Origin of the sequence: Streptomyces sp. NPDC059909, from assembly GCF_042730885.1 — a bacterium.
GTDB lineage: Bacteria > Actinomycetota > Actinomycetes > Streptomycetales > Streptomycetaceae > Streptomyces.
Genome location: NZ_JBHWKX010000048.1, coordinates 13,440 through 31,881, shown reverse-complemented (window position 1 = coordinate 31,881; position 18,442 = coordinate 13,440). Strand labels below are relative to the sequence as shown.

Genomic DNA, 18,442 nt, shown 5'->3' with positions numbered 1-18,442 from the left:
ACGAGGGAAACGGGGGGCGGATGAGCACCGAGGCACCACGCTCGTCGCGCATCACCGACGCCCTCCTTCCTGCGGCACCTGCGGCCGAGCCCCCCGCCACCCCCGCCGAGACCACCACCCGCCTCCGCCCGATCACCGATTCGACGCCCCCACCGCGCGCCGCTGCAGGCGGTGCTGCCGCGGACGCGTCGTCCGGTGCCGTGCCCCCGCGCCCCTCCGGGCCGCCGCCCGGGAGCAGGCCCGGCGCCCCCGTCCCCTCGCACGCCCCCGTCCCGGCACAAGGTGACGGCTCGTCGGGGCCGGGCGGGCAGGGAGGAGCCGGGCCGCGGCAGTACGCCGAGCAGGCACGCACCGCAGGTCCGGCACGCCCGACGGGTCCGGCCCCCTCCGCGCCGGTGCCGGCAAGCAGCCCGGCCGTGCCCCCGCAGCCCTCGCGGCCGCCGTGGGCGCCCCCGGTCCGTCCGTACGCGAGCGCGCTCCCCGAGACACCCACGGAGATCACGACCCGGCTGCGGCCCATCCGGACCCGGCATCCCGCGCGGGCCGCCGGCGCGGTCGCCTGCCTGGTCCTCGGGCTCGGGCTGGTCGGCGGCGCCGTCACCGGGAGCTGGCTCGCCGGGAACTCGTCCGCGTCGCCCACCGCCCGGGGCGGCTACACCGAGGCACGCACGCTCTGGCACAGCGTCCCGGTCGACAGTCTCTTCCCGCGCACGCTCAACGGCGCCGGCGCGGGCCCCGGAGGCGCCGACCGGACGTGGACGCGGATCGGTGTCGCACCCGACGGCCCCTGCGCGGGAGCGCTCGACCCGCTGCTGGTGAAGGTGGTGCAGCCGGTCGGCTGCCTCCGCGTCCTGCGGGCGACCTACACCGACGCCACCGCCACCAGCGTCACCACCGTCGGCATGATCTTCACCGAGGCGGACCAGGACGCGATGGCCGCCCTGCGCACCCGCTTCTCCTCCGAGGGCCTCGACGAACGCGCGGACCTCATGCCCCGGACGTACGCCGCCCCCGGCACCGCCGCTGCGGGCTTCGGCGACAAGCAGCGGGCCAGCTGGACGGTCGGCGTCCTGCGGGACGCGCCGGTCGTCGTGTACGCCGTCTCGGGCTTCGCGGACGGCCGCACCGTCGCCGACCCCCAGCCCGCCGGCGAGGCGATGGCCGACGGCGCCACCTCCGCCCCCGCCCAGGCGGGCCTCGGCCACGAGGCCAAGGGCATCGCGGACCGTATCGAACGCGCCCTCCGCAAGACCGCAGCCCCGGCCACGGAGCGCCCCGAATGACCACGAAGCCCGCCGTCCGCACCGCCACGCCCGCGCGCCGCCTCAGCGGTGCCGTCGCCGCCGCCCTCGCCTTCGTCCTGGTGTCCGCCGCCCCCGCCCAGGCCGACGGCATCCGCGCCCGCCAGTGGGCCCTGGACGCCATGCACACCGACGAGGCGTGGCGGACCACCAAGGGCGAGGGAATCACTGTCGCCGTCCTCGACACCGGCGTCGACGACAGCCACCCCGACCTGGCGGGCCAGGTGCTCCCGACCAAGGACCTCATCGGCTTCGGGGCCGAGCGCGGTGACCCCGCCTGGGCCCAGCACGGGACCGCCATGGCCGGGATCATCGCGGGGCACGGCCACGGGCCCGGCCGCGAGGACGGGGTCCTCGGGATCGCCCCAGAAGCGAAGATCCAGCCGGTCCGCGTGATCCTCGAAGGCAAGGACCCCGCCCGCAAGAGGGCCCGCAGCACCCGCGGCTCCGCCCTCGCCGACGGCATCCGCTGGGCCGCAGACCACGGCGCGGACGTCATCAACCTCTCCCTCGGCGACGACAGCGAGTCCGCGCACCCGGAGAAGAGCGAGGACGCCGCCGTCCAGTACGCCCTCGCCAAGGGCGCCGTGGTGGTCGCGTCGGCCGGCAACGGCGGCGAGAAGGGCGACCACATCTCCTACCCCGCCGCCTACCCCGGCGTCATAGCCGTCGCCGCCGTCGACCGCTTCGGCACCCGCGCCTCCTTCTCCACCCGCCGCTGGTACGCCACCGTCAGCGCCCCCGGCGTCGATGTCGTCATCGCCCACCCCGACCGCCGCTACTACGAGGGCTGGGGCACCAGCGCCGCATCGGCGTTCGTCTCCGGAGCCGTCGCACTCGTACGCTCCGCCCACCCCGGCCTGACCCCGGCGCAGATCAAGAAACTCCTCGCCGACACCGCACGGAACGGCCCCAGGAACGGGCGCGACGACGCCAAGGGCTACGGAATCGTCGACCCGGCCGCGGCGCTCGAGGCGGCCGACAAGACGGCCCCGGCCGATGCCAGGGCCGCATCCACGTCCGGTTACGGCAAGCGCTACTTCGGCAGCGGCCCGGCCGCCCCGTCCGCCGCCGACGAGCCGGGCGGTCTGCTCGTCCCGGTCGCCGGAGGCATCGGAGCCCTGCTGCTCGCCGGCGCGGTCGTCCTGTGGCGCGGCGGCCGTCGGCGCAGCTGAAGCGCGGCGACCGGGACACCGTCACCCACCGTGGGAGGTTAGGCTCCTCGCGTGGCGCTCAAGAACATTCCCGACCCCGGTTTCTCCGACGACGACGGCACCGCCGACCCCGCCCTGACGGCGGCGCTCGCGGCCTGGGCCGAGGACAGGAGCGCCGAGCGGCCGGTCCTCGAAGCGCTCAAGGGCGCCCGGCTGCTCGTCCCGGTCGTGGCCGTGCTCGGTGAGGTCGAGGAGGACGAGAACGGACTGCGCCGCGAGAAGACGAGCGATATGGCCGTGCCCACGCTGACGGCGGGCGGCCGCCGGGCCCTGCCCGCCTTCACCTCGACCGCGTCGCTGGCCCGCTGGGACCCGGCGGCCCGGCCCGTCGCCGTACCCCTGCACCAGGCGCTGCAGGCCGCCGCGCACGAGAAGGCGGACACGCTCGTCCTGGATCTCGCGGGCCCGGTGCCGTACCAGCTCACCGGCCCCGCGCTGCTCGCCCTCGCCGAGGGGCGCACGAGCACCGATCCGCTGGCCGACCCCTCGGTGACGGCGGCGGTACGGGCGGCGGTCGCCGCCGAGCCCGCGGTGCTCCGCGCCCACCTCGGCCCCGGCAGCGCCGACGGCACCCTCGCGCTCGTCCTGGCACCGGACGCGGTCCCGGCCGATGCAGCCCGCCGTGTCGCCCGCGCGCTGGCGGCCGACGCGACGCTGCGGGCCCGCCTGGTGCGGGGACTCGACCTGGCGCTGCTCCCGGCGGAGGCATCGCCTCCGGGGGAGCCCCTCTACGTACGGCCCTGAGCGGCACCGCATATCGTGTGGCGCATGAGTGACGCGACCCCCAGCAATGCGACCCCCGGCAACGCGACCCCGGGTGAGGAGTCTCCCGACTTCGACGCCATGACCCGCGACATCGCGGAGGTCCCCGCGGTCGAGGTGATCGTCACGGTCGCGGTGAACCTGATGAGCGCGGCCGCGGTGAAGCTCGGGCTGACCGAGGACGGCGAGAAGCACAAGGACCTGGACGAGGCCCGCAAGCTGGTCCACGCGCTGGCCGGGCTGCTCGACGCCGGTGCGACGGAGATCAGCTCCTTCCACGCGGCGCCGCTGCGCGACGGCCTGAAGTCGCTCCAGCTGGCCTTCCGCGAGGCGTCGGTCGTGCCCGACGAGCCGGGCCAGGGCCCGGGCGAGAAGTACACGGGCCCGGTCTTCGGCTGAGCCCGTGAGGCGCGGGCGGCGACCTGCCGCCCGCCGGTTAGCCCCTTCCGCCCGGAGCTGCTAACCTTGTGTAACGACCGGTCGGACGCGCATGTGTCCGACCCACAAGTGGAGGCTCCGATCTCCCACCTGGCCACCCTCAAGGGCGGCGGGTCACCGGTCAGACGGCGACCATCGTTCCGTACGGACGATGGAGCCGTCCGAGTAGCGCCCCGCGGTTGACCGCGGCGGTGTTCCGGTAGTTCAAGGAGCCCCGCCTGTGTCCCGTCGGGGCATTTTTCATGAACCGGCGCGGTGGTCCAACGAAACAGACGTTGCGCGGCTGTCCGCCAGACTGCCGCGTGGTGCTACCGAGGAGGATCCATCAGCACCGAGCCCCGCATCAACGACCGAATTCGCGTTCCCGAGGTGCGACTTGTCGGTCCCAGCGGCGAGCAGGTCGGGATTGTTCCGCTTGCCAAGGCCCTGGAGCTTGCGCAGGAGTACGACCTGGACTTGGTCGAGGTCGCGGCTTCCGCGCGGCCGCCGGTCTGCAAGCTCATGGACTACGGCAAGTTCAAGTACGAGTCGGCCATGAAGGCCCGTGAGGCGCGCAAGAACCAGGCGCACACGGTCATCAAGGAAATGAAGCTCCGGCCGAAGATCGACCCGCACGACTATGACACCAAGAAGGGTCACGTCGTCCGGTTCCTCAAGCAGGGCGACAAGGTCAAGATCACGATCATGTTCCGTGGTCGCGAGCAGTCCCGGCCCGAACTCGGCTACCGGCTGCTGCAGCGACTCGCGGAGGACGTCCAGGACCTCGGCTTCGTGGAGTCGAACCCGAAGCAGGACGGCCGCAACATGATCATGGTTCTCGGTCCGCACAAGAAGAAGACCGAGGCGATGGCCGAGGCCCGCGAGGCCCAGGCCGCCCGCAAGGCGGAGCGCCAGGGGCAGTCCGCCCAGGCGTCGGACTCCGCCGAGGAGCCCGCCGAGGCCTGATTCCAGGACAACCGTCCCGGACATCAACCGATACATCTGACGCTTTCGCCTGCCGGTTTACGGACCGGCGACGAAAGCGCACTGACGAGGAGAGAACGGCGCTATGCCGAAGAACAAGACGCACAGCGGTGCCAAGAAGCGCTTCAAGATCACCGGCTCCGGCAAGGTGCTCCGTGAGCGCGCCGGCAAGCGCCACCTGCTCGAGCGCAAGTCGTCCAAGCTGACGCGTCGCCTCACCGGCAACGCCGAGATGGCCCCGGGTGACGCCGCCAAGATCAAGAAGATGCTGGGCATCTGACTGATTCCCTGCCCTCGGTGACGGGGGCTTCCGGGCAAAGACCGGGACCAATTCGTTTCCGGGTCGTGTGAGTCCAACCACGGCCCCGCTACAAGGAGTTAACAAGTGGCACGCGTCAAGCGGGCAGTCAACGCCCACAAGAAGCGCCGGGCGATCCTCGAGCAGGCCAGCGGTTACCGCGGTCAGCGTTCCCGCCTGTACCGCAAGGCGAAGGAGCAGGTCACCCACTCCCTCGTCTACAACTACAACGACCGCAAGAAGCGCAAGGGCGACTTCCGTCAGCTGTGGATCCAGCGCATCAACGCCGCTGCCCGCGCGAACGGCATCACCTACAACCGCTTCATCCAGGGTCTGAAGGCCGCCAACGTCGAGGTGGACCGCAAGATCCTTGCCGAGCTCGCGGTCAACGACGCCGGCGCGTTCGCCGCGCTCGTCGAGGTCGCCCAGAAGGCGCTCCCGGCGGACGTCAACGCCCCGAAGGCCGCGTCGGCGGCCTGACGCCGTCCTTTCGCGTCCCTCCGGACTGCCCCGGACCCGCAGGCCCCTGGCCTGCGGGTCCGCGTGCGTCGGGCCTGCGCCGGGCGTACTGCGGGCAAGCCCCGGAGCCCCCGGACCGCCTCCGGGGCTCAACCCGTACGGCGTTCGATGGCGGACACTCCGCGGCAATCCGCGGTGCGGGGTGGACATCGGGCCCGTCCGGCGTTCGAGGACGGCGGGCCAACGCCTCGGCACCGGCCACGAATGCGAGCCCGTCCGGCGTTCGAGGACGGCGGGCCGGCCACCTCGGTAATACGGGGCCACCCGAAGCCCTGTCCGGCGCTCGAGGACGGACACACCGCCGCACCCCTCGGCGCCGGCCACGTATCCCAGCCCGTCCGGGGGTCCCCCCACGCCGCAGGGCGTAGGGGGAGCTTGAGGACGGACACACCGGGACCCACCCGGTACCGGCACCCCCGGAGCCCGTTCGCAGGGCGCACCGGGCCCCGGGCCAGGGGCCCGGCCACGAAGGAGCACCCCCATGCGCACCCCCGAGCTGATCTCCCCCCGATCCCCGCGCGTCGTCGCCGCGCGACGCCTGGCCCGGCGGAACTTCCGGTCGAAGGACCGGCGGTTCATCGCCGAGGGGCCGCAGGCCGTGCGGGAGGCCGTGGAGCACCGGGGCGGGGACGGTGAGCCGACGCTGACCGAGCTGTTCACCACCGTCGAGGCGGCGGAGCGCTACGCGGACATTGTCGACGCCGCCCGCGCCGCCGGCGCCCGGATCCACTACGCCGCCGACACCGTGCTGGCCGAGGTCTCGCAGACCGTCACGCCGCAGGGGCTCGTCGGCGTCTGCCGCTTCCTCGACTCGCCGTTCGAGGAGATCCTCGCCGGCAAGCCCAGGCTCGTCGCCGTCCTCGCCCACGTACGCGACCCCGGGAACGCCGGTACGGTCCTGCGCTGCGCGGACGCCGCCGGCGCCGACGCCGTCGTGCTCACCGACGCATCCGTGGACCTGTACAACCCCAAGTCGGTGCGGGCGTCGGTCGGTTCGCTGTTCCATCTGCCCGTCGCCGTCGGCGTACCCGTCGAGCAGGCCGTCAGCGGGCTGCGGGGCGCCGGAGTGCGGATCCTCGCCGCAGACGGGGCCGGGGACGACGACCTGGACGACGAGCTCGACGCCGGCACCATGAGCGGGCCGACCGCGTGGATCTTCGGCAACGAGGCCTGGGGACTGCCCGAGGAGACCCGCGCGCTCGCGGACGCCGTCGTGCGCGTACCCATCCACGGCAAGGCCGAGAGCCTCAACCTCGCGACCGCCGCCGCGGTGTGCCTGTACGCCTCCGCCCGCGCCCAGCGCACTCCCGGCGGCTGCCGGGCACGATGACCGCGGTGCCCTCGCGACCCGCAGGGTGTCGCTCCGTCACCGGCGAATAGTAAGGTGACGAACTCGGGGGCCCACTGCACCGGTTCGAGAGGTGGGGTACGGGGATGGCTGTCGGCACGAGCGGCCCGTCGGAGGCGCATCTCGCCTTCGTGTGTCCCCCCACGGGCGCCGCAGGCCTGGAGATCGACCCCGACGACCTCCCCGACGGATGCGTCGTCGCCGACGAGACCGGCCGGGTGATCTGCTTCAACGCCGCGGCCGTACGGATCACCGCGACCCCCCGCGCCGAGGCGCTCGGCCGCCCGCTCGAGGAGGCCCTGCCCCTGGAGGACCTCAAGGGGCGCCGCTGGTGGACCCTGACCGACCCGTACGGCGGTCTCACCATCCGCGCCGGCCAGCCCGAGCGCAATCTCCTGCTGCCCGGCGGCCGCGAGGTCCTCGTCTCCGCGCGGTACGTGCGCGAGGCCCCCACCGGGCCGGTGCGCCGCGTCGTGGTCAGCCTGCGCGGCACCGAGGCCCGGCGCCGCACCGAGCGCAGCCACGCCGAGCTGATCGCCACCGTCGCCCACGAGCTGCGCTCGCCGCTGACCTCCGTCAAGGGCTTCACGGCCACCCTGCTCGCCAAGTGGGAGCGCTTCACCGACGACCAGAAGCGGCTGATGCTGGAGACCGTCGACGCCGACGCCAACCGCGTCACCCGGCTCATCGCCGAGCTCCTCGACATCTCCCGTATCGACTCCGGACGCCTCGAGGTGCGCCGCCAGCCCGTCGACATCGCCGCCGCCGTCGGCCGCCACATCCAGGCCCACACCGCGGCCGGCCAGTCACCGGACCGCTTCTTCGTCCGCATCCAGCGCAGGCTCCCCGACCTCTGGGCCGATCCCGACAAGATCGACCAGATCCTCGGCAACCTGCTGGAAAATGCGGTGCGCCACGGCGAGGGAACCGTCACCATCGAGGTGGCACCCGCGCCCGCAGTGCCCGGAAAGACCGACGAGAAGGGAACGGCCGTCACCGTGAGCGACGAAGGCCCCGGCATTCCCGAGGAGTCGATGGGCCGCGTCTTCACCCGCTTCTGGCGGGGGAGCAAGCGTGGCGGCACCGGACTCGGTCTGTACATCGTCAAGGGAATCGTCGAGGCGCACGGCGGCACGATCACCGTCGGCCGCGGACCCGGCGGCGGCGCCGAGTTCCGATTTATCCTGCCCGTCGGCGCCCCGGCGTACCTCAGCTGACACACGCGAGGTCTCGCCCTTCGGCCCACGGGCTCTTACGCACACCTCACCCCGTTAGACTCGACCTTTGGCACCTTTGCGTCCTCGGTCGTCGAGCGGGGGCCCCAGCCACCCCATCGGAAGTACGGGAAGACATGTCGGCACCCAATAAGTCGTACGACCCAGTCGAGGTCGAGGCACTGAAACCGGATGAGATCGAGCGCATGCGGGACGAGGCGCTCGCCGCCTTCGCCGCCGCCGGCGACCTCGACGCGCTGCACGAGGCGAAGATCGCGCACACCGGCCCCACGTCTCCGCTGGCGCTCGCCAACCGGGAGATCGGCGCCCTGCCGCCGCACGCGAAGGCCGACGCGGGCAAGCGCGTGGGCCAGGCCCGCGGTGCCGTGAACAAGGCCCTCGCCACCCGCCAGGCCGAGCTCGAGGCGGAGCGCGACGCCCGCGTGCTGGTCGAGGAGGCGGTGGACGTCACCCTGCCCTACGACCGCACTCCGGCCGGCGCCCGGCACCCGCTGACCACGCTCTCCGAGCGCATCGAGGACATCTTCGTGGCCATGGGCTACGAGGTCGCCGAGGGCCCCGAGGTCGAGTCCGAATGGCTCAACTTCGACGCGCTGAACATCGCCGCCGACCATCCGGCCCGCGGTGAGCACGACACCTTCTTCGTCGAGGGCCCGCGCGGCGCCCAGAGCTCGGGCGTCGTCCTGCGCACGCACACCTCGCCCGTGCAGGTCCGCTCGCTGCTGGACCGCGAGCCGCCGGTGTACGTGATCTGCCCCGGCCGCGTGTACCGCACCGACGACCTGGACGCCACCCACACCCCGGTCTTCCACCAGGTCGAACTCCTCGCCGTGGACGAGGGCCTGACCATGGCCGACCTCAAGGGCACGCTCGACCACATGGTGCGGGCGCTCTTCGGCGGTGAGGGCATGAAGACCCGGCTGCGGCCGAACTTCTTCCCGTTCACCGAGCCGTCCGCCGAGATGGACATGGTCTGTTACGTGTGCCGCGGCGAGTCCGTCGGCAACCCGGACCGGCCCTGCCGCACCTGCTCCAGCGAGGGCTGGATCGAGCTCGGCGGCTGCGGGATGGTCAACCCGAAGGTGCTCGTCGCCTGCGGTGTGGACCCGGAGAAGTACAGCGGATTCGCCTTCGGGTTCGGCATCGAGCGGATGCTGATGTTCCGCCACAACGTCGAGGACATGCGAGACATGGTCGAGGGTGACGTCCGGTTCACCCGGCCGTTCGGGATGGAGATCTGATGCGGGTCCCGCTTTCATGGCTGCGGGAGTACGTCGACCTGCCGGCGACGGAGACCGGCCGTGACGTACAGACCAAGCTCATCGCCGCCGGCCTCGAGGTCGAGACGGTCGAGCAGCTCGGCGCCGGGCTCAAGGGCCCGCTCGTCGTGGGTCAGGTGCTCACCATCGAGGAGCTGACCGAGTTCAAGAAGCCGATCCGCTTCTGCACCGTCGACGTCGGCCAGGCCAACGGCACGGGCGAACCACAGGAGATCATCTGCGGCGCCCGGAACTTCGCCGTCGGCGACAAGGTCGTCGTGGCCCTGCCCGGTGCGGTCCTGCCCGGCGACTTCCAGATCGCCGAGCGCAAGACGTACGGCCGGGTGTCCCGCGGCATGATCTGCTCCGGCGACGAGCTCGGCATGGGCGACGACGGCTCGCACGGCATCATCGTGCTGCCGCCGGAGCACGAGGCCGGCATCGACGCCACCGAGCTCCTGCAGCTGTTCGACGAGGTCCTCGACATCGCCGTCACGCCCGACCGCGGCTACTGCCTGTCGATGCGCGGCGTCGCCCGCGAGACCGCCATCGCGTACGGCCTGCCGCTGCGCGACCCGGCGCTGCTCGACGTCCCGGGCCCGAACTCGTTCGGCCACCCGGTGAAGATCGCCGACCCCATCGGCTGCGACCGCTTCGTCGCCCGTACCGTCGTCGGTCTCGACCCCGAGGCGCGCTCGCCGATCTGGATGCAGCGCCGCCTGCAGAAGGCCGGCATGCGCCCGGTCTCGCTCGCCGTGGACATCACCAACTACGTGATGCTCGAGCTCGGCCAGCCGCTGCACGCCTACGACCGGTCCCTCGTCGACGGACCGATCGGGGTGCGCCGCGCCGAGCCCGGCGAGAAGTTCACCACCCTCGACGGGGCCAAGCGCGTCCTGGACGCCGAGGACCTCGTCATCACCGACAACCGCGGGCCGATCGGCCTCGCGGGCGTCATGGGCGGAGCGAACACCGAGATCGCCGACTCGGTCCGCGACCCCGAGACCGGCGAGGTCACGGGCACCACCGAGGTCGTCATCGAGGCGGCGCACTTCGACGCCGTCTCGATCGCCCGCACCGCGCGCCGGCACAAGCTCTCCTCCGAGGCGTCCAGGCGCTTCGAGCGCGGCGTCGATCCGCAGGCCGCGGCCGCCGCCGCGCAGCGCACGGTCGACCTGCTGGTGCTGCTCGCGGGCGGCACCGCCGAGGCCGGCGTCACCGAGATCGTGGCGCCCTCCGCGCCGCGCACGGTCACGATGCGCGCCGACCACCCCGACCGCGTCGCGGGTGTCCACTACGGCCGCGAGACCGTCGTGCGCCGCCTCCAGCAGGTCGGCTGCGACGTCTACGGCCAGGACGAGCTCGTGGTCACCGTTCCGTCGTGGCGCCCCGACCTGCACGCGCCGAACGACCTGGCCGAGGAGGTCATCCGGCTGGAGGGCTACGAGAACCTGCCCTCCACGCTGCCCACGCCGCCGTCGGGCCGCGGGCTCACCGGCCGGCAGCGGCTGCACCGGCGCATCGGCCGCGCGCTGGCGGGCGCCGGATACGTCGAGGCGCTGAACTACCCGTTCGTCAGCGAGCAGATCTTCGACCAGCTCGGCCTGGACGCGGAGGACACCTGCCGCCGCGTGGTCAAGCTCGTCAACCCGATTTCCGACGAGGAGCCGGCGCTGCGTACGGCGCTGGTGCCGGGGCTGCTCGCCGCGCTGCGCCGCAACCACGGGCGGGGCAGCCACGACCTGGCCCTCTTCGAGACCGGGCTGGTCTTCCGGCCCGGTCTCGAGGCCGGGGTCGCGGCGACGCAGCTGCCCGTCGACCGGCGGCCCACCGACGAGCAGATCGCCGCACTGAACGCCGCGCTGCCCGCCCAGCCGCGGCACGTCGCGGTCGTCCTGGCCGGTGCCCGCGAGCAGGCCGGCTGGTGGGGCAAGGGCCGCCCGGCGGACTGGGCGGACGCGGTCGAGGCGGCGCGTGCCGTCGCCCGTGAGGCGGGCACGGAGCTGATCGTCCGCCCGGACCAGTACGGACCGTGGCACCCGGGCCGCTGCGCCGGCCTCTTCGTGGTGATCGACGGCGAGGAGCAGCCGGCCGGCTTCGCCGGTGAGCTGCACCCGCGCGTGCTCAACGCGCTGGGTCTGCCGGCGCGCACCTGCGCGATGGAGCTCGACCTGGACCGCGTGGAGCGGGCGTCCGCCGGTGTCGTACAGGCGCCGCGGATCTCCACCTTCCCGGTGGCCACGCAGGACGTCGCGCTGGTCGTCTCCTCCGACGTCCCGGCCGAAGAGGTCGGGCGGGTCCTGCGCGAGGGCGCGGGCGAACTGCTGGAGTCCATCCGGCTGTTCGACGTCTTCACCGGTGAGCAGATCGGCGAGGGCAAGAAGTCGCTGGCGTACGCGCTGCGCTTCCGCGCCCCCGACCGCACGCTGACCGTCGAGGAGGCCTCGGCCGCCCGTGACGCCGCGGTCGCGCTCGCCGCCGAGCGCGTGGGCGCGGTGCTGCGCGGCGCCTGACGTCCGACGCCCGGCAGAACTGCCTGGCAGAGCCGAGGGGCGTACCCGGATGTGTTCCGGGTACGCCCCTCGGCCTTTGCGGGCATGGGAGACCTACTCACTCAGTCGGGTGAGACGCCCGGGCGGCGTTCCCGCGCCCCCACCGGCGATCGACAGATTCGATCCGGCCGTACGGGCGGCCTGCGCGCCGGACTGGCCTACGAGGGGGCCAGCGGCATGCTGCGAATCAGGTCACGGGATCCCTTCCCCCAGGGCTCCACCGGCGTACGAGGCGATGGCTGCCGCCTCCGCCGCACGGGGCGCGGCGGCGCGGGCGGTCCGGCGGCACGGGGCGGCCGGTCCGGCCCGGCCAGAAGGGCGTTGCCGTTCCTGCTCCCCGGGGCGCGGGGGCCGCGGCCATGGCGTGGCGGCTCTGGTGCCCGCCGGCGGCTCAGGACGGCCTCGGGGCACGGATCAGCACCAGCGTCGTCTTCCTGACCGTATGGGGCGGGCTGCTGTGCTGGGTGCGGCGGGGCCCGCGGGAGCTCGAGCGGGTGCGGAAGATCGCGCACGCGGCACAGCAGGTGCTGCTGCGGCCCCTGCCACCGCGGATCGACGGTCTCGCCGTCGCCGCCGGACAGCTGTCCGCGTACCGGGGCGCGTCCGTCGGCGGGGACCTGTACGAGGCCGTGGCCACCCCGCACGGGGTGCGGGTCGTCATCGGGGACGTACGTGGGCACGGGCTCGCCGCCGTCGGGGCCGTCGCCGCGGTGCTCGGCAGCTTCCGGGAGGCGGCGCACGACGAGGCGGAACTCCCGGGCGTGCTGCGGAGACTGGACCGTGCGCTGGAACGCCATCCGCGGGAGCGGGCCGGGGACGAGCAGCCCGAGGAGTTCATCACCGTGCTGCTCATGGAGATCCGTGCCGATGGTGACGTCCACGCCGTGAACTGCGGCCATCCGTGGCCGTACCGTCTGCGGCACGGCGCCGTGCCGCTTGCCGCAGGCCCCCGCTGCCGCCGCTCGGGCCCTTCCCGCTGCCGGACCTCATTCCCGTCCACCGGTGTGCCCGACTCCTGCCCGGCGAGGCGCTGTTCCTGCACACGGACGGCGCGGAGGATGCGCGCGACGCCGCCGGGCGGTTCTTCCGGCTGGAGGAGGTGCTCGCCGGGACCAGCGCCGCCGGCCCGCCCGCGGCCCCCGCCGCGGTGATCCACCGGGTGCACTCGGCACTGCTGCGGCACACGGGCGGACGGCTCACCGACGACGTGGCGCTCCTGGTGCTCCGCAACGACCGCATGCGGGTCCCGGCGCAGTCCGCAGAACCAGGGCTGCGCCGTACCCGCCCGGAACCCTCCCATCGATAGAGAGCTGCTTTCGCGGCCGGCGCCGTCCGCCCTGCCGCGGAGTGTCGGGCAGATCGGCAGAACGGACGACGCGGGTGCGGGCCGCCGCACTGTACGAGGGGGAGCCGGCGGCCCGGCCGCCTCCATGAGAGGCAGCTCAGTCAACCGGCGCCCACGGCACGGCGGCAGAGCGCGCGCGGCATGGATATATGCACTTGTTTCACACCCCGTGCGAACCGCGCTCCACTACGCTGGGCCGCACCGAGCCAATGGAGGGGCCCATGCAGCCCAACACCCTGCTCGACGCCCTGCTCGACGAGGCGGGCATCTCCCATGCCGGCCTGGCCGCCCACGTCAACCAGGCGGGCCGGGCGAGAGGCCTCGCACTCCGGTACGAACACACGGCCGTGGCCCGCTGGTTGAAGGGCCAGCGGCCCCGTGGCCGGGTGCCCGACCTGATCTGCGAGGTGCTGGCGGCCCGGCTGCACCGCGCGGTCACGCTCGACGACATCGGTCTCGGCGTCCCCGGGGACTCCGCGACCCCGCACGGCTCACCGCTCTCCGGATTCGTCGAGCGTGCCACCGCCCTGTGGCGCTCCGACGAACAGCAACGCCCCCACATCATCGGCGCGGCGGCGGTCACGGGCACGCCCGCGGTGATGCCCGTCTGGGAGTGGGAGAACCCCCCGGAGGACGCCGACGTCTCCCGCAACGGCCGGACCCGGGTCAGCATGGCCGACATCAAGATGCTGCGCGCCGCCCGGGCACACTACGAGCTGATGTACCGGAAGGCCGGCGGCATCGCCACCCGCTCCCGGATCGTCGGGTTCCTCAACGCCGAGACCGCCCCGCTGCTCCGCGGCGCCTACAGCGACACCCTCGGCCGCCAACTGCACCGCGCCACCGGCGGACTGGTGGCCGTCGCGGGTATCTGCGCGTACGACTCCGACGCGCACGGACTCGCCCAGCGGTACTTCCACCAGGCGCTGCGCCTGGCGAAGGCGAGCGGTGACCGGGGCCTCGGTGCCTATGTCATCGCGCTCCTGGTCAACCAGTCGCTGTTCATGGGGGAGTTCCGGCAGGCGGTCGCCTTCGCGGAGGCCGCGCTGCGGGCGGCCGGGCGTCAGATCACTCCCGCGCTGGCGGCCGATCTGTACGCGATGCAGGCGAAGGCGTACGCACATCTCGGCGACGGCAGCAGCGCGCTCGGCTGCATCCGGCGCGCCGAGGCGGAGGCGGAGCGGATCCGTCCGGGCCATGAGCCGGACGAGACGGGCTATGTGCAGCCCGGGCTCGTGAACGTCCAGGTCGCGGAGGCCCTGCTGAGCCTGGGCGATCTGACCGCGGCCCGCGAGCACGCGGCGGCGGCCGCGGCGACCCCGGCGCACGACCGGGGCCGGGTCCACCGGCTGGCCATGCTCAGCCAGATCGAGCTCCGGCAGGGTGAGGCGGACCGGGCCGCGCGGACCGCGACCGAAATGGCGGAGCGGGCACGGGGGATGGAGTCCCAGCGGCTGAGGGACCGGCTGCGGGAGGTCCGCCGGCACCTCGTGGAGAACGGATCCCCGACCGCCGCCGAGGCGGCCGAACTCATCGACGGGGCCCTGCGCGTCCCTCTGTGACGGAGCGGGTTGCCGGGTGAGCGTTCCCCTGTGAGCGCACTCCTGCTGCGATGTTGCCATCTACTTGTCGGAAGGTGGCAGAGAAGTGCAGTGGACGAATTTAAGCGAACGCACTGTGTATGAGAACCGCTGGTTCCGGGTCAACCTCGCGGACGTGGAACTGCCCGACGGCAGGCACTTGGACCACTTCCTCATCCGCCTGCGCCCGGTCGCGGTCGCGACCGCCGTCAACGAGGCCAACGAAGTCCTCATGCTCTGGCGGCATCGCTTCATCACCGACAGCTGGGGCTGGGAACTCGCCGCGGGTGTCGTCGAGGACGGCGAGGACATCGAGGCCGCGGCGGCGCGGGAGATGGAGGAGGAGACCGGCTGGCGACCGGGGCCCCTCCAGCATCTGCTGACCGTCGAGCCGTCCAACGGCCTCACCGACGCCCGCCACCACCTCTACTGGTCGGACGCGGCGACGTACATCGGCCATCCCGAGGACGACTTCGAGTCCTCGCGCCGCGAGTGGATACCGCTGAAGCTGGTCCCCGACATGATCGCCCGTGGCGAGGTCCCGGCCGCCAACATGGCGGCCGGGCTGCTGATGCTGCACCATCTGCGGCTGGGCTGACCTCGCGGCCGGCAGGGCCGTCGCCCCTGCCGCCGTCGTGCGTGCGGCGGCTTCCGCTACGGTCCGAGCGCCTGCCAGACCGCCACCGCCAGCGCGCCCACCGCGGTGAGCGCGGCGACGGCGGGCAGCGGCCATTTCGTGTGCTCGAGTGCCACCACGCGCGTGGCCAGATCGGTGAGGTCCCGGTCGATCTGGTCATGGCGCTGGGCGAGCAGGGCGAGATGCCCGTCGATCCGGGCGAGGCCGACGTCGAGCGTGCGGCGCAGCTCCGCGAACTCCTCGACGGCCGCTAAGTGGTCGGGGTCGGTGGTCACCTGAGTGCTCCTCCTCGGAAAGTTGTCCCACGGGTCCCTCTGCTGAGCGGATCCGAGTCAACTCTGCCTGGTGGGAGCAGGGGAGCGTGTGCGCACGGCATATGCGGACACGCTCCACACACCCCGTGTGAAACACCTGTGCGAATTCATGCGCCTCGGAAGGTGCGAGCACTCAGGAGTGCGAGCCTCAGGAGTACGAGTAGAAGCCCGACCCCGTCTTACGGCCCAGCCGTCCCGCGTCCACCATGCGCTGCAGCAGCGGCGGGGCGGCGTACAGCGGCTCCTTGAACTCCGCGTACATCGAGTCGGCGACCGAGGCCACCGTGTCGAGGCCGATCAGGTCCGACAGCTTGAGCGGGCCCATGGGGTGGGCGCAGCCGAGCTCCATGCCGTTGTCGATGTCCTCACGGCTCGCGATGCCCGACTCGAACATCCGGATCGCGGAGAGCAGATACGGGATGAGGAGCGCGTTCACGACGAAGCCCGAGCGGTCCTGCGCACGGATCGCGTGCTTGCCCAGCGCCTGCTGGACCACGGCCTCGGAGCGCTTGATGGTCTCCTCGGAGGTGGTGAGCGCGGGGATCAGCTCGACGAGCTTCTGCACCGGCGCCGGGTTGAAGAAGTGGATGCCGATGACCTGGTCGGGACGGGAGGTCGCGACGGCGAGCTTCACCAGCGGGATGGAGGAGGTGTTCGACGCGAGGATCGCGTCCGGCCGGGTCACCACCTGGTCGAGCACCTGGAAGATCTCGGTCTTGACCTGCTCGTTCTCGACGACGGCCTCGATGACGAGATCGCGGTCCGCGAACTCTCCGAGATCGGTCGTGAAGCTGAGCCGGGCCAGCGTCGCGTCGCGCTCCTCCTCGGTGATCTTGCCGCGCTCGGCGGCCTTCGAGAGGGAGTTGTACAGACGCGTACGGCCGATCTCGAGGGCCTCGCCGGTGGTCTCGGCGACCTTGACCTCGAGTCCGCTGCGGGCGCACACCTCGGCGATACCGGCGCCCATCTGGCCACAGCCCACCACTCCGACGCGGGATACGTCGGCCACAGTCTCGGTCACATCGTGCCTTTCGCTGATCTTGCGTGGTCTTCAGTGCGGCAGGTCCCCCGTTTGGTTCCGGCGCCCGCCTCGACCCCACGACGTTACTCCGAGGGTGCGTGTGCTCCGAGGGCCGGGGCGGCATGCTTCGCCCTATGACGCAGATCACCAGAAGAGGATTCGTGACGGCGGCCGGCTCCCTCGCCGCGCTGGCCATGGCCGCGGACACCTCGGCGGGCGCGGCCGCCGCCCCGGCCCGCCGCCGGAGCGGGCGGGAGTTCCGCGGCATGTGGCTGGCCTGTGTGGCCAACCGCGACTGGCCGTCCGAGACCGGTCTGAGTGCGGACGAGCAGCGCGCGGAGCTGCTGGACCACCTCGACGCGGCAGTGGCACGCCGGCTCAACACCGTCGTCCTCCAGGTGCGGCCGACCGCCGACGCGCTGTGGCCGTCGCCGCACGAGCCGTGGTCCCAGTGGCTCACCGGCGTCCAGGGGCGGGACCCCGGCTGGGACCCGCTCGGCACCGCCGTGCGGGAGGCGCATGCGCGCGGGCTGGAGCTCCACGCCTGGTTCAACCCGTACCGGGTCGCCACGCACTCGGACCCGACGCGGCTTTCCGCGAGGCACCCCGCCCGGCTGAACCCGGGCTGGGTGGTTCCGTACGGCGGCAAGCTCTACTACAACCCGGGGCTCCCCGAGGTCAGGGCGTTCGTCCAGGACGCGATGTTCGACGCCGTGGCGCGCTACGACATCGATGCCGTGCACTGGGACGACTACTTCTACCCCTATCCGGTCGCCGGGCAGTACTTCGACGACGACGCGGCGTACGAGGAGCACGGTGCGGGCTTTCCGGGCAGGGCGGCCTGGCGGCGCAACAACATCGACCTGCTGGTGCGCGAGATGGCCGAGCGGATCAGGTCGACCCGTACGGGAGTGCGCTTCGGCATCAGCCCCTTCGGGGTCTGGCGGAACGCCGGGACCGACCCGCTCGGCTCCGACACCACGGCGGGCGTGGAGACGTACGACGACCTGTACGCCGACACCCGCACGTGGGTGCGCGAGGGCTGGATCGACTACGTCGTCCCTCAGCTGTACTGGCACATCGGCCATCCCGCCGCGGACTACGCCACCCTGGTGCCCTGGTGGGACGACGTGGCGCGGGGGAGCGGCGTCGACCTCTACATCGGTGAGGCCCTGTACAAGGCGGGAGATCCGGCTCAGCCAGACGCCTGGCAGGACCCGGCCGAGCTGTCACGGCATCTCACGCTCGCGGCCGACCGCCCGGAGGTGCGCGGCCACTGCTTCTTCTCGGCGAAGGAGGTCACGACGGACCGGATCGGAGCGATGGCCAGGGTCGTGGCCGATCACTATCCGACCCGGGTCCGGGCGCCGCGCTGAGTTCGGGGGCCCGATCCGGAGGACCGGCCCCGTGATGCCGAACTCCTGGTCAGGTCTGCTCGCGGTGGCGTACGACGGTGTCGGGACCTGGTGACATCAGGCACTCGTGGCCGTCGTCCTCGAAGCGGACGCGGTAGGGCGGAGTGCCGTGATCGCCCAGAACCTCCACGACTTCGGCGAACCGGTCGTGCTGGCCGACGACACGGCCGTGCACGAGCAGCTTGTCTCCCACACTCGCTTCCATCGGGCGTGACCTCCTTGAAGGGGGTGGTCGGTATTC

Annotated in this window: 17 protein-coding genes and 1 pseudogene; 15 read left to right on the top strand and 3 right to left on the bottom strand. The window is 72.7% G+C overall.

Annotated elements, in window-relative coordinates; all coding sequences use genetic code 11:
• The first annotated feature begins 416 nt into the window (after nt 1-416).
• From ACFV9O_RS27560 to ACFV9O_RS27495, 14 genes and pseudogenes are all read left to right on the top strand, one after another.
• A complete protein-coding gene (locus tag ACFV9O_RS27560; RefSeq protein WP_385422397.1) occupies nt 417-1,283 on the top strand; it encodes a hypothetical protein in 867 nt (288 codons plus the stop codon).
• Nucleotides 1,280-2,476, top strand: coding sequence for a type VII secretion-associated serine protease mycosin (gene mycP, locus ACFV9O_RS27555; RefSeq protein WP_385422356.1), 1,197 nt, complete (start codon nt 1,280-1,282; stop codon nt 2,474-2,476). Before ACFV9O_RS27560 ends, mycP begins: the two co-directional genes overlap by 4 nt.
• 51 nt (nt 2,477-2,527) lie before the next feature.
• A complete protein-coding gene (locus ACFV9O_RS27550) occupies nt 2,528-3,259 on the top strand; it encodes an SseB family protein (protein WP_385422354.1) in 732 nt (243 codons plus the stop codon).
• Nucleotides 3,260-3,283: 24 nt separating this feature from the next.
• On the top strand, nt 3,284-3,676 hold the full coding sequence (locus ACFV9O_RS27545; RefSeq protein ID WP_385422352.1) for a DUF1844 domain-containing protein: 393 nt from the start codon (nt 3,284-3,286) through the stop codon (nt 3,674-3,676).
• Between the two features lie 294 nt (nt 3,677-3,970).
• A complete protein-coding gene (infC, locus tag ACFV9O_RS27540) occupies nt 3,971-4,660 on the top strand; it encodes a translation initiation factor IF-3 (protein WP_385422350.1) in 690 nt (229 codons plus the stop codon).
• A 103-nt stretch (nt 4,661-4,763) separates the two neighbouring features.
• Nucleotides 4,764-4,958: a 50S ribosomal protein L35 gene (rpmI, locus tag ACFV9O_RS27535; protein ID WP_017945471.1), complete on the top strand. Its 195-nt coding sequence runs from the start codon at nt 4,764-4,766 to the stop codon at nt 4,956-4,958.
• Nucleotides 4,959-5,063: 105 nt separating this feature from the next.
• The gene (gene rplT, locus ACFV9O_RS27530) at nt 5,064-5,456 is read left to right on the top strand and encodes a 50S ribosomal protein L20 (RefSeq protein WP_242333133.1); all 393 of its coding nucleotides are present in this window, start codon (nt 5,064-5,066) and stop codon (nt 5,454-5,456) included.
• Between the two features lie 520 nt (nt 5,457-5,976).
• Entirely contained in the window at nt 5,977-6,825 is an 849-nt protein-coding gene (locus ACFV9O_RS27525; RefSeq protein ID WP_385422347.1) for a TrmH family RNA methyltransferase, read from the top strand.
• Nucleotides 6,826-6,929: 104 nt separating this feature from the next.
• Nucleotides 6,930-8,060 (top strand): ATP-binding protein, encoded by a 1,131-nt coding sequence (locus tag ACFV9O_RS27520; protein WP_385422345.1) that lies wholly within the window; start codon nt 6,930-6,932, stop codon nt 8,058-8,060.
• A gap of 134 nt (nt 8,061-8,194) precedes the next feature.
• On the top strand, nt 8,195-9,319 hold the full coding sequence (gene pheS / locus ACFV9O_RS27515; RefSeq protein ID WP_385422343.1) for a phenylalanine--tRNA ligase subunit alpha: 1,125 nt from the start codon (nt 8,195-8,197) through the stop codon (nt 9,317-9,319).
• On the top strand, nt 9,319-11,850 hold the full coding sequence (gene pheT / locus ACFV9O_RS27510) for a phenylalanine--tRNA ligase subunit beta (protein WP_385422341.1): 2,532 nt from the start codon (nt 9,319-9,321) through the stop codon (nt 11,848-11,850). The genes pheS and pheT overlap by 1 nt, the downstream gene beginning before the upstream one ends.
• Nucleotides 11,851-12,248: 398 nt before the next feature.
• Nucleotides 12,249-13,195 (top strand): annotated as a pseudogene (locus ACFV9O_RS27505) (PP2C family protein-serine/threonine phosphatase).
• 260 nt (nt 13,196-13,455) lie between these two features.
• Nucleotides 13,456-14,796, top strand: a complete 1,341-nt coding sequence (locus ACFV9O_RS27500; RefSeq protein ID WP_385422339.1) for a transcriptional regulator — start codon at nt 13,456-13,458, stop codon at nt 14,794-14,796.
• Between the two features lie 85 nt (nt 14,797-14,881).
• Nucleotides 14,882-15,412, top strand: a complete 531-nt coding sequence (locus ACFV9O_RS27495; protein ID WP_385422337.1) for an NUDIX domain-containing protein — start codon at nt 14,882-14,884, stop codon at nt 15,410-15,412.
• 56 nt (nt 15,413-15,468) lie between these two features.
• Here the strand turns inward: ACFV9O_RS27495 and ACFV9O_RS27490 are convergent, their stop codons facing one another.
• Nucleotides 15,469-15,726, bottom strand: a complete 258-nt coding sequence (locus ACFV9O_RS27490; RefSeq protein WP_385422335.1) for a hypothetical protein — start codon at nt 15,724-15,726, stop codon at nt 15,469-15,471.
• A 187-nt stretch (nt 15,727-15,913) separates the two neighbouring features.
• The gene (locus ACFV9O_RS27485; protein ID WP_385422395.1) at nt 15,914-16,774 is read right to left on the bottom strand and encodes a 3-hydroxybutyryl-CoA dehydrogenase; all 861 of its coding nucleotides are present in this window, start codon (nt 16,772-16,774) and stop codon (nt 15,914-15,916) included.
• 146 nt (nt 16,775-16,920) lie between these two features.
• On the opposite strand from ACFV9O_RS27485, the gene ACFV9O_RS27480 reads away from it, so the two are divergent.
• Nucleotides 16,921-18,162 (top strand): glycoside hydrolase family 10 protein, encoded by a 1,242-nt coding sequence (locus tag ACFV9O_RS27480; protein WP_385422333.1) that lies wholly within the window; start codon nt 16,921-16,923, stop codon nt 18,160-18,162.
• A gap of 49 nt (nt 18,163-18,211) precedes the next feature.
• Here ACFV9O_RS27480 and ACFV9O_RS27475 read toward each other — a convergent pair whose 3' ends face one another.
• Nucleotides 18,212-18,406 carry a DUF1918 domain-containing protein gene (locus tag ACFV9O_RS27475; RefSeq protein ID WP_385422331.1) on the bottom strand — a complete coding sequence of 65 codons (195 nt, stop codon included), beginning with the start codon at nt 18,404-18,406 and terminating at the stop codon, nt 18,212-18,214.
• Between the last annotated feature and the right edge of the window lie 36 nt (nt 18,407-18,442).